Raw genomic sequence first — 16871 nt, 5'->3', positions numbered from 1 at the left:
ATTTCCTAATGAACACGGGATACATACGAAATATAGAACAGGATTGCAGCAAGCATCATGCCTGCCCCCACCAGCATGACCGCGCCACGATTGCGTACCACAACGGGGACCGCCTCCTCATAATCCAGGCCGGTACGCTCAATGCACAGGTAACTTAACAGGCTGATCACAAGCACGATGCCCATCACCGCCGCAATGGTCAGCCCATAGACCTGCGCGGGCAGGAGATAGTTCGCAATGACAAGGCCCGGCCAGTGCCAGAGATAGACCGAATAGGACATGACCCCCAGTGGCGAGAGCGGTACCAGGCACAGCCTGCCAAGCCATGTTTCGGGCAGCATGAGGATGGCGGCCACCGCCCCGCAGGGGAAAACCATCATGCCGGAAGGACAGGCGAAGGCCAGCGTATAAAACAGGCCCGCCCCGACAAGCACCATAAGGGCCATGGCATGGATGAGACCGGCAGCCCGCACGGACAGGTTCGGACGCGGAAATATCCAGATCAGCGTACCCAGTGAAAACTGCCATATACGATCAGATATATTGTAATAAGCCTGCGTCTCTCCCTTGAAATGACTGAACAGACAGTAACCAAGCGATAGCGCGAAGATGGCGGACAGCACGAACTTGCGGTGCCTTGTCAGCGGCAGCAGCAGCGCCATGATGAAGACCAGCGCGTAGAACTGCATCTCGAGCGAAAGCGACCATGTATGCAGGAACGGATAGGCAATGCTCTGCCCCTCGAAATAACCGACATGCCCGGATGCCCATATGTTGGACAGGTAGGTCAGGGCATAGGCGCCATTGAGCGCGATATCGGCCCGGTCCCCCGGCAGCACCCACCACAGCATGCTGGCCGAGACCACCGCGATCATGACCGTCAGCGCTGGCAGCAGGCGGTAAAGCCTGCGGCAGACGAAGCGTACCGGCTGGAACGGATGCTGCATGAGCGCCGAACGCCCCATCAGGTAACCAGAGATCACCACGAAGATATCAACGCCGATAAAGCCGCCTTGCAGCCACCCCGCATGGAACAGAACCACAAAGGTGATGGCAAGACCGCGCAGGCCGTCGATATCGCGCCGGCGATTGCGCGGGAAGAACTCTTCCCTGATCCTGTCCCGCCACGAACTGGCGCGCGGGACGGTCTGCTCTGTCTGCGGCATCAACACATTTCCACACATGGCACCCGTATCCGGCACAAAGGGCTATTGCCCCGCTACGGGGGCGGCAGCCTTCAGCTTTTCCAGTTCAGGCAGCGAAGCCTGCACGATTGCATTGCCCCAGTCCCGGTAACTCTGCGCGGTGGCGTGAATGCCATCCGTCGTCGTGACACTGCCCTGCCGGAGCAGCGCCGTGCCGTCGATATACGTGCATGGCGTCACCTCATTTTTCAGGAACTGCGCCATTTCCGCCGCCCGCTGGTCGGTCTTGCCATAACGTGGGCTGAACTGCCCCCAGGTCGGCCCGACCCAGATGCACGCGGTCTTGCCGATCGTGTAGGTAAGGCTCTGGACCTGCTCCTCCACCCAATTCGGAGACATCGCCTTCTGACCGTAGGCCGCCATGGTATCGCCCAGCACGACCATGACGGCATCGGGATGCCACTTCTCGATCAGGTCCTTGATGGGCGGGGGCGCGGCAGGCTTCATGTCGGGTGCGCCGATTGGCGCATCGTCAATGCGTTGCGCGGCACCGCACCCGTTATTGGGATTGGGAACAACCCAGTCCGCCGCGGTGGAGGAACAGACACCGTAAGCCACGACCTTTGCCCCCTGCCGGGTAAATTCATCTGGCAGAACAGAAAGAAGGGAGTCTTTGAAAGTTACATGACTATCACCGATAATCAGTAATGTAAGTGTCTGACCGAAAATGAGTTGAGTGATTTCAGTAGGTTATGATTCATGGGTTTGTGACAACCTGATGAGATCAAAATGGCCTGGACTGAAATCACCCGTGCGCAGTATCGCCGGGACGACCTGGAGTATGCAAGCGACCTGCGGGACAGGGAATGGGCGTTGATAGCGCCGCTGATGCCCGAGAGAAAGCGACTGGGCAGGCCACGGCGCACCGATTTGCGTCGTGTCATGGAGGCGATCCTGTACATTGTTACGACCGGCTGCCAATGGCGCCAATTGCCCCGGCACTTCCCTCCCTTCACGACCGTGCAGGGCTATTTCTACCGTTGGATCCGCGAGGGACGATGGGAAGCCATGAACCATATTCTCGTGATCCTGTCGCGAGAGCAGGACGGGCGTGATGCCACGCCTTCGGTGGGCATTATCGACAGCCAATCGGTTAAAACGGCTGAAAATGGCGGCCCTCGCGGTTATGACGCGGGCAAGAAAATCAAGGGACGCAAGCGGCATATCGCCACCGACACGCTGGGTCATATCATGACTGCCGTCGTACATCCCGCCGACATCCAGGATCGTGACGGGGCATTGATGGTTGCAGCCCGGATCCGTTCGCTGTTCCCCTGGTTGCGGCACCTGATCGCCGACGGCGGCTATGCCGGTGAGAAGCTACGAAACGGGTTGGCGCAAATCGGACAGTGGACGATCGAGATCATCAAGCGCTCCGATCAGGTCAAGGGCTTCGTCGTCCTGCCAAAGCGCTGGATCGTCGAGCGCAGCTTCGCCTGGCTGGGACGTTGCCGCCGCCTCACCAGGGACGTCGAAGCCACAATCTCCTCATCTGAAGCTTGGCTTATGATCGCTCATATCCGCAGAGTGCTGCGGAAAATCAATCAGGTCGCTTTTTGATTCAGACAGTAAGACCTGCAAGAAGAGCGTTCATGAATTACCTATCCATAATGTAAATCATTTATTCTACAAATGGAAATCAGACATAAACCGCTTATCCTGACTATTTTGATTTCCATCAATACGTGGGTTTTTTCAATTTCTTCCCTTTATCATAATTCACCAGTCAGGTCGTCATTTTCGATACGCTTGCGCGACCACCCACGCAACCATCCCCATACACCCAGTGATGCCAGACCCGCACCAAGCAGGCCGGTCAGGTAAAGGGCGAAGGGGTGATGGGTCAGGTACCAGTCGATACGCACCCATATCGGCAGGGAACCGACCGTATAGGTGGGCGACGTGCGGTAGCTGGTAAAATGGCTGCCATTCTTGATAACCAGATCACCCTGCAGCGAAGGCAGGTCGGTCCTGTTGCGCAGGCTGAGGACCAGATCATGGATCTGCTCCGGCGTATCGCCCGTAAAGGCGACGACCGAGCGCGCGCTGTCATAGGGCGACTGGGCTGCCAGCATCAGCCCCGCTTCCACGATCGGGGCATTGAGCCTGGCCGTCACGCCGTTCTTGAGACCCGCATGGTCGCGGTCCTGAAACAGGTACCAGATGCCCTGCAGCCCCATATGCTCACCCACCTGGATATGCCCGTCCCTGATGACGTAGGAGGAGCGGGACAGGAGGGCGGAAGCTTCCCCCATCTGCGCCGTCGTGCCCAGCACGACGATATCCCCCCGGGGCTGCGCCGAGCCGACCTGATCTGCCGTCATGATCTGCACACCGGTGGCAGGATACCATGTCGAGGCGCCAAAAAAGCCCATCAGGTCCAGAAAGGCGCCCGCCGTCCCGGCATCGGGGCGCGCAGGCAGGACCACCGTTGTCTCTGACAGGTCGGCCATGCGGGAGAAGGGAAAGGCCGCCTCGGCGAAATAGGACAGGTTGGGCAGTTCGGCAAAATGGTAACCACGGCGGAAGTCCAGCGTCGAATCCGAATCCACACTCATGCGGATATCCCCGGGGGTGCGGCGGCAGGCCCCACGGTCGATCGGCCGGGCATCAAAATTGAACTGCAACTGGTTCTGGCCGAACAGAAGCCACGTAGGCAGCGCCGTGGTGTGCCCCACCGCCCCGGCATGCAGGTTCACCAGGCGCTGCGACCATCGTTGCCACAGCCCCGGCGGCGACAGCGTATAGCTTTGCAGGTAGTTGTTGTTCAGGCTGACATCGACGCGCGACGTTTCCAGATCGACCACCGGGCCGCCGGGCGCGCGGATCCACATGTCCATGAGATAGGGACGACCCCGCCAGGTATAGAGATCGGGCGGCAGGTGGAACGGCAGCGTCATGCCCGCGGGCGTAAAGCCGCCGCCCTGCAGGTCCGCCGCACCGACAAGCTCGCCAAAGCGCACCACGCGGTCGGTCGGAACAAAAGCAGGCGCGTCATAGGGCTGGCGCGTCTCCAGTGTCACGTCATTCACGACCTTGGAGGTGACACCGCCCAGCGTATCGGACGAGAACACAAGCGAGCGGGCTGCTGCCTGCACTTCCTGCGCGTTCCGTCCGGTTACGACCAGAATGGTGCCCCAGCGGTCATTGGGATTGGCAATTTCCGCCAGCATGGGACCGCTCGGTCGCGTGCCCGTATCGTCAACAGGCAGGTTTTCCCCCACCTCGACCGCATTGCCCGAAGCGGGAATGGCCGTGAAAACGGGAAAGGACAGCTTGCGGAAATCGGCAATCTTGCCGAACCACGAAGCCACCAGCCCCGCGGCCTTGAGACTGCCTTTCGAAGCAACGTCGGGCAGCACGACCGGAACCCGCAGGGTTGAACGCAGGTTGGGATCAAAGAAGGGCGTGGGCAGCTGCGAGAGCTTGCGTTCGGGCGCGATGCGCACGGTCGTGAGCGTGATCTGCGACATGTCGGAGATACGCGCCCACAGGATCTCGTTGAAAAGGTCGTTGCAGTCGCGCCGGTATTCGCCCGCGAAATGGAAATTGAGCTTGTTGTCGCCGGTGAAGTAAAGCGGGTCGATATCAAAGCTGAGCGGCCCGAACTGGGGATGTTCGGGGTCGACCTTGATCGTACCGACATACTGTTCGTTCAGCGTTACCGTAACGGCGCTGGCTTCGGGCAGCAGGGAGGGAGACAGCGCACCGGAAATGGTCAGCTTTGCATGCGTGACCACCCGGTTGGCAGGTACGATCACATCCAGCCCCTGCAGCGGGGAATAACCGCGCAGGGTCAGCGGGCCGGTCGTTGCCCCGAGATTACGGAACGACAGGGTGCGCGTCACTTCCGTATCGCTGATACGGTCCGCTGCTGCCGGGTCGATGGCCACCGCCACATCAGGCACGATGCCGGTATTACTGTCCCCGAACGGGGTTTCGGCGCTGACCCCCGTCTGGTCCGTTATGGAACCTGGTGCGGCGGGAGAGCGCACCTGGGCCATCGCTACCGGGCCAAAGGCTGTCAGGGCTACAAAAAGGGCAGCGGATGCGGCAGCGCCATTGCGGGCACTGCGTCGAACAGGTTTCAGCACGAGGCTTTGTTTCTCCAGTTTTTCTTCCACGGCAGGCGCGGCGGATCCTTCCGTATCCACCACACCGCGCGGGGGCTCGCGCGTCTGCCACTTATACCAAGGGCTATCACCTTTGACCTATATGAGCCCAGTTTCTGAGACCGATGGATCGGATGGTCTGTGGCAGGGCGGTGAGGTTGTTCCATGCGGTGCATGCGGCTTCGATGATGTGTTCGATGCCACTGAACACGGTGTTGGACAGCCAGTTGGCGCGGAGGAACTGCCAGATATTCTCGACCGGGTTCAGTTCGGGCGCGCGGGACGGCAGGAAGACCAGGCTGACGTTGCGCGGCAGTCTGAGTTTGGGTGTCGTATGCCAGCCGGCACGATCGAGCAGGACGACGGCATGGGCGCCGCGTGCGACGCAGCGTGAGATTTCCTCGATATGCAGTTGCATGCTGGCCGTGCCGGTAAACGGCAGCACCAGGCCTGCCGCCTTGCCAAGTGCCGGGCAGATCGCCCCGAACAGCCAGGCATTCTCGTAGCGCTGGTCGGCCGGCTGGCGTGGTCGGGTGCCACGCCGCGCCCATTGTCGGACAAGGCCGTTCTTCTGCCCGATGCGGGCCTCGTCCTGAAACCAGAGTTCAATCCGCCTGCCCTTGGGCAGATGTCCGGTGTGGGCGCTCAGGATCGTGGGGAAGTTTTTTTAAACGCGTCCATGACGGATGGATCCTGTCCGGGGTGACGCGGACGCGCGCTGACGTGGCTGAACCCAAGCCGCTTCAGCAGGGTGGAGACATGGCGTTCGTGATAGGAGACGCCAAAACGCTCTTCGATGACCCGCTGAAGATCGACCCGACGCCAGCGCACCACACCGTCCCGGGCACGGTCAGGCCCTGTCGTGACCAGCGCCGATAATTCTGCCAGTTGGTCCGCTGTCAGGCGGCAGACCGACCCGTTGCGCCATTGGTCCCGCAAACCATCCGGCCCCGTAGCATTGAACCGGTGCACCCAGTCCCGCAGGGTTTGCCGGTCCATGCCGCCGATCCGCGCCGCTTCGCCACGGCTGGCACCATCGCGCACCGCAGCCAGAGACAAAAGGCGCCGTGCAACATTCGCATCCCGCGTACGAGAAGCCAGACGTCGTAACGCAGAAGCCGTATAATCCGTCCGTAAAGCAATCGCACCAGCCATTCCCGATCCTCCCTCTCACAACAGAATCAGAACAGGCCCTTCGCGTCACTTCACAGATGAGTCAGAGACAATAGCCCTTGGTATTAAAGAGGCCGCCAATGCTCCTGAACACCATGGCAATGCTGCGCAGCGGCCGGTCAGGCGGGAAATCGGCCCAGTTCGCCCACGCATCACTCCGGCCGAAAACCATGTCAACGACCTGGCTTTCGTCTTCCAGATTGCGCAACACCCATTGCAGGCGCATGGAGCGTTCGCCCATGGACAGGACCCTTGCAGGTACGGTGGCATGAATTCCGTCCCGCTCGTTTTTGTATTCCACCATTACTTCGTCCGGCTGCGCCACGTCCGCAGGCCAGTGAAGGTCAACCCCCACCCCGCCAAGCGAGATATCGCGCGTATGCGCGGCGAAGCTACGGCCTGCCCCGTCGGTAATCCTGACCGGCAGGGCCACGTCAATGCGGGGCGCGGTACGCGTCTGGCGCGTTTCACGCCCCACCGCGATGGAGGCCAGGACAATGATGAGGCTTATGACCACCCACAGGGTATTGAGCACGAAGGACTGCAGCGCCAGCCTGTCGTGGAACTGCCATATGATGCCAAACAGGCCCCGCACCAGTGCCACGAACAGAACGAGGGCAAGGATGATGTTGGGATAGACGGCATGCAGGTCGAAATAGCTTTTTTCCAGCAGGCCGCCCTTGTCCGTCACGTTGAACGTGCCCTTGTGGGGCTGCAGGAGCGTCACGATGGTGATCCTGATCAGGAACAGCGCAAGTGATGTCTCGTAGATCTCGCTCCAGAACGAGTACCGCCAGCGGCTCTCGATACGCGACAGGGTCAGGATGGAATGGAAGATGTGCGGCAGCGCGTACACACTGATCGCCAGCGGTGAGGCCGCAATGATGTTCTGCCCCAGGAACAGGTATGCCAGCGGCGAGATCAGGAACGTCACGCGCGGGATGGCGAACAGGAAGTGCGACATGGCCGACAGGTAGCAAAGCCGCTGCTCCCACCGCAGTCCGTGCCCCAGCAGGGGATTGTCCAGCCGCATGATCTGCAGCATGCCACGCGCCCAGCGCACGCGCTGGCCGATATGCAGGATCAGCCGCTCGGTTGCCAGCCCCCCTGCCAGCGGTTCACGCAGGTAGGCGGTACGCCAGCCCCTGCGCTGCATCTTGAGCGCGGTATGCGCGTCTTCCGTCACGGTTTCGGTTGCGAAACCACCAATGCCCAGCACGGCAGACCGGCGGATCACCGCGCATGAGCCACAGAAGAAGGTGGCATCCCAGAAATCATTGCCATCCTGCACCAGGCCGTAGAACATGTTCCCCTCGGGAGGAACATGCGCACCCGAGACCAGATTCCGCTGAAAGGGATCGGGCGCGTAGAAATGGTGCGGGGTCTGGAGCAGGGCAAGCTTGGGATCGGCCACCATCCAGCCGATGGTCCTTTTCAGGAAGCCGCGGGTGGGCACATGGTCACAGTCGAAGATGACGGCGAACTTGCCGTCGGTTATCTGCAGCGCGTGATTGAGGTTGCCTGCTTTCGCGTGGTTGTTCTGCGCGCGGATGATATAGCCGGCCCCCGCCTCCAGTGCGAAGTCACGGAAGGCCACCCGTCGTCCGTCATCAAGGATGTAGACATTGAGCTTGTCTTCCGGCCAGTCCAGTTCCAGCGCGCCCAGCACGGTTGAGCGGACAAGGGACAGTTCTTCATTATAGGAAGGGACATAGATATCCACTTCCGGCCAGGTGGAGGTGTCCTCGGGCAGGGGATGCTCCTTGCGCCGGAGTGGCCATGCCATCTGGAAATAACTCAGGCACAGGGTAACAAGGGCATAGACCTCGGCCAGCAGAAGCATGACCGACAGGACGGACTGTATCCACCCGTGGAATTCCAGCGTCGAGGTCAGCCGCCATACGACGTAGCGCATGGAGACCAGCAGCGACAGCATCATGAGGAAAATGGTGATGCCGCGCCCCTTGATGCGGTTGAGCACAAGCAGAAGCGTTACGGTGCCGATTGAAATCAGCCCCTGCACGTCCGGCAGCAGGGCCACCGAAGCCACGAACCCCATCATGGCGACGCCCGTGACGATGGGCACCCATGACGGCACCCGGCCGGCACCGGCTCGTTCCATGAATTCGGCAATCCGCGCCGCCATCAACTTCGCCATACTCACCGTCAGCTACGCCTACACCTCAAAAAAAATTGGACGTCCGTTCGGTGCGGGGTCACAAATCCACGTGACAGAAAGCGCGCACGAAACGACTGAAATCCCCGGACAACGGCATTGCGAATAAGCGGGCGCACAAACCCGCCAGGTCAGCATACAGCCGCTTGCCCGACCTGCTTTCCACATAATTTCAGCGCAATTACGCCACTTTATTGCCTTAATGCTGCGAATGAGCGACGAAGTGTTAATTTTCCCTCAACAGCTTGTCAAGAAAGAAAGTCCGCCCGATTAATGCATTTTTCATGCTGCAATCTGGTTATTGAGATCAGGTTATATGAAATAGATTTATAGTCCTGCATACATATTTCATAAATAATTCATTATTTCAGGTAATATATTTTAGGTAATTTAGTTTATTTATAAATAAATAATTATTATTTTTGCGAAATTATTTTTTTACGTTATTGATGTTTATTTTTATTTAATCTTATTGATTATGTATTTTTTATTTATAATCGTGACCATGATGCTGCTTTCATATACCTGCCTGATGCCTCATCATTTCCAAAAAATAATTTTATGTCTAAATCGTAACAATTTACGGAATATATTCCTGTTTCACTAAAGACTCAGCCTTGATATTGCGACCAGCCCCAGATTGGTATTTTTATTTGGATGTGCTGAATACAATCAGGTCTTCCACCCAGGCATCAGACCGGAAAGCGCGTAGTTTTCAATCATGTCATCCGCTGCCCGCAATCCCTTGCAGACCTGTTCAGGCCACTGGAACAGATCGGGTGCCCGGAAGTGACCATCGCCCGCCGGGACATTGCCCTTACAGACCGCACGGATGGCGCGTTCCCATGCCGGACCATCGGTGGGATCGATATAGGATACGTCACTACCGGCAAATTCGTGAAAAACCGGAATGTCACTGCATATGACCGGCACATCCAGCACCAGCGCCTCGGCCAGCGGCAGGCCGAAGCCTTCGCTGAAGGACGGGAACAGAAGGGCGGCTGCATCCTGCAGCAGTGCGGCCACTTCGGGGTCGGTCAGTCCCTGGCATTCATGCACGCAATCGCGCAGGGCCGGACACCGCTCCAGCATGTCGACCACATTTTCATTTTCCCACCCACGCTTGCCCACAATGACCAGCTGGGGCACATCCGAGCCCATGTCCTCAGCCATTGTGCGCCAGGCATGAAGCAGGAGAAGGTGATTCTTGCGCGGCTCTATGGTGCCCAGACAGACAAAATACGGCCGCCCGCGCTGCATCAGGTCCTTCTGGAAAACACTCCGTTCAGGAACGGTCTCACCCAGATGCACGCCATGGGGCACAACCGCCACATGCGCGCTGGCCGGGCGATGCTGCAGATAGGGCGCAAGGGAGCGGCCAACCGCATGCGAAGGCACAATGACACCGCCACCCAGTCGCGCGACCGTACGCATCCTGAGTAGATGCTTTTCCTTTTCCCCCGGTCGCCCATATTCCGGGAATTCTATGGGGATGAGATCATGCACCATGGAGATGAAAACGACACCATAGCGATGCAGAAAATTCCCGATGGCCCGGGGGCGGGTCAGATGATGGTGCGACACATTCAGGTACATCCCGGGCGAGGACGGGCTTGCCCCGGCATCCGCCGCCTTCAGCGCCTGCCATGTCATGCGCCGCCCCTGCCAGCGCAGGCTGGACGAGAGCCCCCCCGCCCCCTCCCATGCCTGACCTGTACGTGTGATGAAATCCTGCGCCTCTTCAAACGGAATTTCACCGATCCGGCCTGCCGGATGGAAAACAACGAAAGTGGTCCGATGCGCCGCATGCGCCAGAAGATACCGGGCATATTCATACTCGACCCGGTCTATGCCCGTAGGAACAGGTACCCCCGCCCGCGCAACCAGACGTGACAGATCCATGAAGATACGCGGGGACATGCGGCAGACGTTCCTGTTACATTTCAAGGGAGGCGGGGCTGCTTACCGCTTTACGGCCTGCAGGCGTTCCAGCTGCGACGTGACAAAGCTCGCTCCATCCTTCGAACGTGCCGGGGACTGGATACGGTTTAACGTGCCCCGCACCAGCAGGCTCAGCCCTTCTTCCGAGAAAAAGCCGCCTTCAATCAGGCAGCGGTCGATCAGCACCCTGCGGAATGCATTGAAGATCTTTTCATCCGGTGGCGGCGGATTGCACCAGAAATCATTCAGATTCTTCTGATAGGTAATTCCCGGAATGTCGTAAATCGCCTGCCCCAGCGTAATGACCGGCACACCGGATGCAAGGGCAAGGGTACCTGTCGTGCTGTTGATGGTCACGACCCCGCGCGCCTCCCTGACCAGCAGGGCGATATCCCCGCATTCCAGATACCGGACCCGTTCCTGGACCCCATATTTCCGGGCAATGCGCATGACCAGCTTGCGCCAGTCCTTTACGCCATTGTCCAGTGGATGCTCTTTTACCAGCAGGTACAGGTCAGGCGGCGCATGCCGGGCAAAGGACTGGAGTACGTAATCGATCGCCCCCTCGTTGCCCTTGAATTCGGAGTGCAGCCGGATCTGCGCATCCGCATCAAGCTGGAGCGGGAAAAGCATGTAGGGCAGCGCCCTGTCCCTGACCTCGGCCATCGTGGCTCTGGTCCTGTCCTCGGCGGCCTCACGGTTTTTAAGGCGCCTGAGCCAGCCTATCCCCTCTATCCACGGATGCCAGGGACGGTAATCATTCCAGTGGCTGAAATACCACCGTGTCAGGATATCCGCCGCGTTATAGGCAACAGCCTCCAGCGCCCGCCGCCGGAAGGAAGACGGCACGCGCACATGCGGCGCAAGCGGCGGCAGCTGGGCCGCGCGTTCCACATACCATTCCGGATCACGGGGCAGCTGGGAATAGCCATTGACGCCATCCAGTTCCAGCGTGACCCAGTCGGGGCGGATATACCCTTCTTCGAACACATAGACCCGGACCTGCATTTCATGGCAGATGCTGATGGCCACGCGATGCAGCGGCCGGCAGTCACCAAACAGCATGACATCCGTAATGCCGTGGTCACGAATGACCTTGCGCACGAAATCGGGCCACTGTGCACTGGAGCCTGTGAAATTCAACCCGTTGGGCAGGCGCCAGAAAAGCTGGTCCCCCCCGTTGAAGTTGATCTTGTAGACTTCATATCCGGCCTTGCGCAGGGCAATGCCCACCCGGCGGAAAAAAGGCCCCATCAATCCTTGGAACAGAAGGAATTTGCGGGATTCCCGCGCAGGTACCTGCATGTTTTGTACCATGATTATTTACTGCGGCTCCTGCAGGTCCGTTCACCCCGACGGATATGTTGCGATACCATGACCTTCACCCTTCCATACGCCAACTTGGCGCGCATGAGCGGGGTCGGACGCCACAAAGCCGGCTCTTCAAAACGATTAACAAGAACTTCAGCCTCACAGGGCAATCGAGTCAGTGGATCAAGGTATCGTGGGTAAAGAATTAGGGCTCCTGCCACAAGCTCCTCAATATGCAACATGCGTCCGCGTCTGGCCCATGGCACGTCCCCCATGTCCCGGGTCAGGCCCCAGCCGGCATAGAACGGCCCCCCATAGGTGACAACCGTGATCCCACGCAACAGACCTTCGAAACCGGCAAGGGATGTCAGGGTATGGATCTCGTCCACATGTGCCATCAGCGCCGTGATCGCACCGCCATAACTGACATGGTCGGCATAGGCCAGCACGTCCTCGTCACGCAATGTCCCGGAACGGTGACCTGATGTAACATCCGGATGTGGCCTGTAAATGATGAAAGCATCCGGATTATGGCATCTTACCTCCATCAGCAGTTCAAGGTTGCCACGGATCCGGCCGCCACCACGCAGTACGGACTGGTCATCACTCACCTGACCCGGCACGAGGATGGTACGGCGTCCCGCGTTATTCCATTCCGCCATGCCTGACTGGTCGGCCCTGCCATATTTTGTAATTCCCTTGTGGACAAGATAATGCCGTAGGGCACGCGCCCGCTGACGCAGTGCCGGGTCGAAGCGGGCCGTTGCCAGGATATGTTCAAGATCGCTGGGCTGGGTGGGGTCGTAATATATCCCCTTCTTGTCAAGAATAATGGATGCGGGGACCTGCAGGCCGCTTCCCAGGCCAACTGACCGGACAAATCCATCTTCCACGCGCCATAGGGGAATATTTTCCCTGCTTGCCTTTTCTTCCAGTCCGGGCGGTACGCGCGTGGCCCACATTGCGATTGCTGATCCATCCCCCCGGCACAGCTTCAGCGCCCGCCGGCCAGAGCGTGCAAAACGAAGACCGGCTGGAGGGGTTGCAAGAAAATCCGTAATCCTGCGCCGTTTCCACAGGGACATGCCGACACATGCCCCGATCTGCCGGTTTTCATCAATCACCTGCCGCCATAGCGTCAGTATTTCTATTATATTATGAATATCAGTTAAAGTTTTATCAAATGGGTCGACATAGACCCAGTCCGATAGCAGTGCGCGTGCCACGGCCTCTCCCTCCAGCGGAAGCGGCCGGCCATGTCCCTGCGATGAATGGCGCAGGACCTTAAGCCCGCGCAGGGCTGCCAGCGCCCCGAGATCTCCGTTGCCGACTTCATGAACCTGTTCGACGTGGTCAAGCAGGACATGCGGATCCAGCGGGGCGGAGAAATGGCGGATATTGTGTCGCCGCGCAAATGCTGCAACCCGCCCATGCCTGGAAGGATGAAAGAGCACAATATCGGTATTCTTGTACTTTTGCAGCATGTGTTGAAGCAACTGCATCAGGGCACGGGATGTTGTACCCTGCGTACCAGAACCGCACACCAGAACGGGAAATGAGCCATGCAATTGACATGCCGGAGCCCAGAAAGTCCCACCTATCCGCCAGGTCGTGACCGCGTGTTGCAGCCAGGCCGTTCTGTCACCCATGGCGGAGGAAACCGCCCGGAAGCATGGTATGGCAAGGCGGGGCGGCCGTACTTCATGAAATGGCGGGGCACGAAACAGGTTAGGGCAGGCCAATCCGGTTTCCTCTCTATATTCGGAACCGTTCCTAATGCATCTCCATCTTTTTTTCCACCGGTCTGACAGACCTTCGGAATGGGCAGCACCATCGCCCTGCGGAGCATGGGTCAAGTGCAATCCGGCAGAGGCATTTGGCTAGCGTTCCGGATAATCGTGTATTAAGAATGCCGTGCCCACGTCTCAATTCAGGGGCATGCAAACTGTGTGGTAGGTTATGCCAAGGATTCATGATAGAAAATGTGGCATCTTCATAAAAGCTGCCAAATAGTAAAAGGCACAGTGCAATTACCACAATTCAACTTCAAGGACGTCTTACATGCGGCGGGTAGGCAGGAACGAAACCGATAATATGCCGATCCGGTTGTTCAAAAATCCTGTTTTTGAGCGCATGACACTTTTGTCTTTCCCCATGTTTCTGGCCATATGGGGTGTGATCGTGTTTGCCGCGCTTTTCTATGCGCTCCGCCATGCGTCTTCGATAACGGGTTCTGCCGCCTGTTTCCTGATCGGCTGGATTGTCTGGTTTCCGACGGAGTACCTGCTGCACCGCTTCCTCTTTCATCTGAAGGGGACATCGGTATTCGTGAAAGCGATGGTGTTCCTCATTCACGGCAATCACCATGAGCAGCCGAACCATCCACTGCGCAATCTGATGCCCCTGAGCGTATCCCTGCCTTTAGGTGGACTGATATGGGCCGGATGCGTCTGGTTCATGGGAAAAGGGAACGGAAGCGCTGCCGCCACCGGTTTCATATGTGGGTATATTGGCTATGATATCGTGCATTATTCATGCCATCAATTTCCTATGAAATCAAAATGGCTGAAGAAATTAAAAGCCCATCACATCAAACACCATTATAAAGACCATAACGCGAATTATGCCATTACCGGTATATTTATTGATAATATTTTTAAAACAGACGCAAAGACAAAATAAGTTTCACCATGCGGCGCAGTAGTCGTGGATTTCCATCTGACCATTACTACTCTGACAAAATACGGTTTTGCAGGCTGGAACAAAAAGTTTCCACAGTGCCAGCCTTCCCGATGGGTGATCGCAGGATGTAATCAGAAATAGCCTGTCGCATTGCTGGCAGACTGGCCTCTGGAAGGAGGCCAGTGACTTTTTTTCTGCCCTGCTGCCGTAAGGTAGCTGGAAGCGGGACAAGACGTGGGTCATCATGAACATCAGGACGCGCCGGGACAGGTATGTCCATGATCATCCCTCAAAGTGATCGAAACCCGGTTCCTCCTTGCGTTGCTTATGCGCCTGTTCGCAAACCCAGCGGAGTTTGATCGCAGCGGCCAATAGCTTGGGGGATGAGATATATCGGCAGGCAGATTGGGGGGCGTGTTTTCGTTCTCTGGTGGAAACGGTGCGCGCCGATCAGCCAAGCTTTCTACCCGGGCGCATGCCGGACCGTCCGGCCACTGATGGGCTGGCCCCTTCTGCAACGCGGATTCCATATAGCTTCAAAGCAGGCCGTCAGACCGCCGCCGATTACGCGCTGCCAACTGACTGACCTGCGCCATGCTGCAGTTTCCAGTGTTGTATGGGCGGGAACAGGTTGTTGATCCGGTAGCGAACTCATGCGCGATAGGTCGTTATAAAACCGCACATCAATATTTCTTTGCATCCTGCGCGTATATCCCAAACGCAGAAAGCCGCCCTTGAGGACGGCTTAACATGCTGATGATATTGGATAAGTTTTGGTTGCGGGGGCAGGATTTGAACCTGCGGCCTTCAGGTTATGAGCCTGACGAGCTACCGGGCTGCTCCACCCCGCGTTTGTTTGGGGAGACTGGAAGACCTGGCGGCGACCGACTTTCCCGTGCCTTGAGGCACAGTATCATGGGCGCTGGGGCATTTCACGGCCGAGTTCGGGATGGGATCGGGTGGATCATTCCCCGCCATTGCCACCAGGTCATCCAGTCTCCCCGGTATGGGGAGGGGATGTGGATGGGTTGGTGTTTTTTGTCATGTGTTGAGAGTGGATGACTGCTGTGCATGTGTGTTGCCCTTTCAAGGGGGCTATGGAATGAGCCTATTGGGCGATTAGGACCAGTTAGCTGCACGCATTACTGCGCTTCCACACCTGGCCTATTGACGTGATGGTCTATCACGGCCCTTGGGGAGACCTTGTTTTGAGGTGGGTTTCCCGCTTAGATGCTTTCAGCGGTTATCCCGTCCACACTTAGCTACCCGGCTGTGCCGCTGGCGCGACAACCGGTGCACCAGAGGTATGTTCATCCCGGTCCTCTCGTACTAGGGACAAATCCTCTCAAGTCTCCAACACCCACGGCAGATAGGGACCGAACTGTCTCACGACGTTCTAAACCCAGCTCACGTACCACTTTAATCGGCGAACAGCCGAACCCTTGGGACCTGCTCCAGCCCCAGGATGTGATGAGCCGACATCGAGGTGCCAAACCTCCCCGTCGATGTGGACTCTTGGGGGAGATCAGCCTGTTATCCCTAGAGTACCTTTTATCCGTTGAGCGATGGCCCTTCCACGCGGGACCACCGGATCACTATGGCCGACTTTCGTCTCTGATCGAGCTGTCACTCTCACAGTCAGGCGGGCTTATGCCATTGCACTCGACAGCCGGTTTCCGACCGGCCTGAGCCCACCATCGCGCGCCTCCGTTACACTTTGGGAGGCGACCGCCCCAGTCAAACTGCCCACCATGCAGGGTCCCGGACCTGGCTAACAGGCCTCGGTTAGACATCAGAAACAGTCAGGGTGGTATTTCAAGGATGGCTCCACCGGAACTGGCGCCCCGGTTTCAAAGCCTCCCACCTATCCTACACAGAATGTCTCTGATGCCACTGCAAAGCTGCAGTAAAGGTTCATAGGGTCTTTCCGTCTGACCGCGGGTACCCCGCATCTTCACGGGGAATTCAATTTCGCTGAGCCGATGCTGGAGACAGCGGGGAAGTCGTTACGCCATTCGTGCAGGTCGGAACTTACCCGACAAGGAATTTCGCTACCTTAGGACCGTTATAGTTACGGCCGCCGTTTACCGGGGCTTCAATTCAGTGCTTGCACACCTCCTCTTAACCTTCCGGCACCGGGCAGGCGTCAGGCCGTATACGTCGTCTCTCGACTTCGCACAGCCCTGTGTTTTTACTAAACAGTCGCTACCCCCTGGTCTGTGCCACCCGCCGATGGTTGCCCACTGACGGGTCTTGCTTATCCCGAAGTTA

The 16871-nt window shown here is 58.0% G+C and carries 9 protein-coding genes, 1 tRNA gene, 2 rRNA genes and 2 pseudogenes (1 of these 14 running past the window's edge); 3 read left to right on the top strand and 11 right to left on the bottom strand.

Annotated features, from left to right (window positions below; translation table 11 throughout):
* Positions 1-5: 5 nt before the first annotated feature.
* Complete coding sequence (locus LDL32_RS15975) at positions 6-1166, bottom strand: acyltransferase (protein WP_233068433.1); 1161 nt, start codon at positions 1164-1166, stop codon at positions 6-8.
* A gap of 42 nt (positions 1167-1208) precedes the next feature.
* A complete protein-coding gene (locus tag LDL32_RS15970; RefSeq protein WP_370636781.1) occupies positions 1209-1874 on the bottom strand; it encodes an SGNH/GDSL hydrolase family protein in 666 nt (221 codons plus the stop codon).
* Between the two features lie 60 nt (positions 1875-1934).
* Between LDL32_RS15970 and LDL32_RS15965 the strand changes: the two genes are divergently transcribed.
* Positions 1935-2765, top strand: a complete 831-nt coding sequence (locus LDL32_RS15965) for an IS5 family transposase (RefSeq protein ID WP_233043143.1) — start codon at positions 1935-1937, stop codon at positions 2763-2765.
* Positions 2766-2917: 152 nt separating this feature from the next.
* Here the strand turns inward: LDL32_RS15965 and LDL32_RS15960 are convergent.
* From LDL32_RS15960 to bcsA, 3 genes and pseudogenes are all read right to left on the bottom strand, one after another.
* Positions 2918-5335, bottom strand: a pseudogene (locus tag LDL32_RS15960) (cellulose biosynthesis cyclic di-GMP-binding regulatory protein BcsB); the annotation flags it as partial.
* A 70-nt stretch (positions 5336-5405) separates the two neighbouring features.
* Positions 5406-6472, bottom strand: a protein-coding gene (locus LDL32_RS15955; protein ID WP_233064331.1) for an IS630 family transposase whose coding sequence is annotated in 2 segments (ribosomal slippage) — positions 5406-5986 and positions 5986-6472 — 1068 coding nt in all. Because the reading frame shifts where the segments join, the coding sequence is not laid out codon by codon here.
* 82 nt (positions 6473-6554) lie between these two features.
* Positions 6555-8648, bottom strand: a pseudogene (bcsA, locus tag LDL32_RS15950) (UDP-forming cellulose synthase catalytic subunit); the annotation flags it as partial.
* On the opposite strand from bcsA, the gene LDL32_RS15945 reads away from it, so the two are divergent.
* Positions 8551-8775 carry a hypothetical protein gene (locus LDL32_RS15945; protein ID WP_233069004.1) on the top strand — a complete coding sequence of 75 codons (225 nt, stop codon included), beginning with the start codon at positions 8551-8553 and terminating at the stop codon, positions 8773-8775. The pseudogene bcsA and the gene LDL32_RS15945 overlap by 98 nt on opposite strands.
* Before the next feature lie 563 nt (positions 8776-9338).
* Here the strand turns inward: LDL32_RS15945 and LDL32_RS15940 are convergent.
* The 3 genes from LDL32_RS15940 to LDL32_RS15930 are packed head-to-tail and all read right to left on the bottom strand — an operon-like array spanning position 9339 to position 13402.
* The gene (locus LDL32_RS15940; RefSeq protein ID WP_233068431.1) at positions 9339-10586 is read right to left on the bottom strand and encodes a glycosyltransferase family 1 protein; all 1248 of its coding nucleotides are present in this window, start codon (positions 10584-10586) and stop codon (positions 9339-9341) included.
* A gap of 42 nt (positions 10587-10628) precedes the next feature.
* Positions 10629-11924: a capsule biosynthesis protein gene (locus LDL32_RS15935; protein ID WP_233068429.1), complete on the bottom strand. Its 1296-nt coding sequence runs from the start codon at positions 11922-11924 to the stop codon at positions 10629-10631.
* Positions 11925-11926: 2 nt separating this feature from the next.
* Positions 11927-13402, bottom strand: coding sequence for a beta-3-deoxy-D-manno-oct-2-ulosonic acid transferase (locus LDL32_RS15930; RefSeq protein WP_233068428.1), 1476 nt, complete (start codon positions 13400-13402; stop codon positions 11927-11929).
* A 577-nt stretch (positions 13403-13979) separates the two neighbouring features.
* Between LDL32_RS15930 and LDL32_RS15925 the strand changes: the two genes are divergently transcribed.
* On the top strand, positions 13980-14600 hold the full coding sequence (locus tag LDL32_RS15925) for a sterol desaturase family protein (protein WP_233068425.1): 621 nt from the start codon (positions 13980-13982) through the stop codon (positions 14598-14600).
* 774 nt (positions 14601-15374) lie between these two features.
* Here the strand turns inward: LDL32_RS15925 and LDL32_RS15920 are convergent.
* The 3 genes from LDL32_RS15920 to LDL32_RS15910 all read right to left on the bottom strand — a co-directional run.
* Positions 15375-15451 (bottom strand) — tRNA-Met (locus LDL32_RS15920).
* A gap of 21 nt (positions 15452-15472) precedes the next feature.
* Positions 15473-15588: ribosomal RNA gene (gene rrf, locus LDL32_RS15915) — 5S ribosomal RNA — on the bottom strand.
* A 110-nt stretch (positions 15589-15698) separates the two neighbouring features.
* Positions 15699-16871, bottom strand: a 23S ribosomal RNA gene (locus LDL32_RS15910); it runs 1568 nt beyond the window's last position.

Origin of the sequence: Komagataeibacter sp. FNDCF1, from assembly GCF_021295335.1 — a bacterium.
GTDB lineage: Bacteria > Pseudomonadota > Alphaproteobacteria > Acetobacterales > Acetobacteraceae > Komagataeibacter.
The sequence above is the reverse complement of the archived record's forward strand: the minus strand, read 5'-3'. Positions and strand labels throughout refer to the sequence as shown.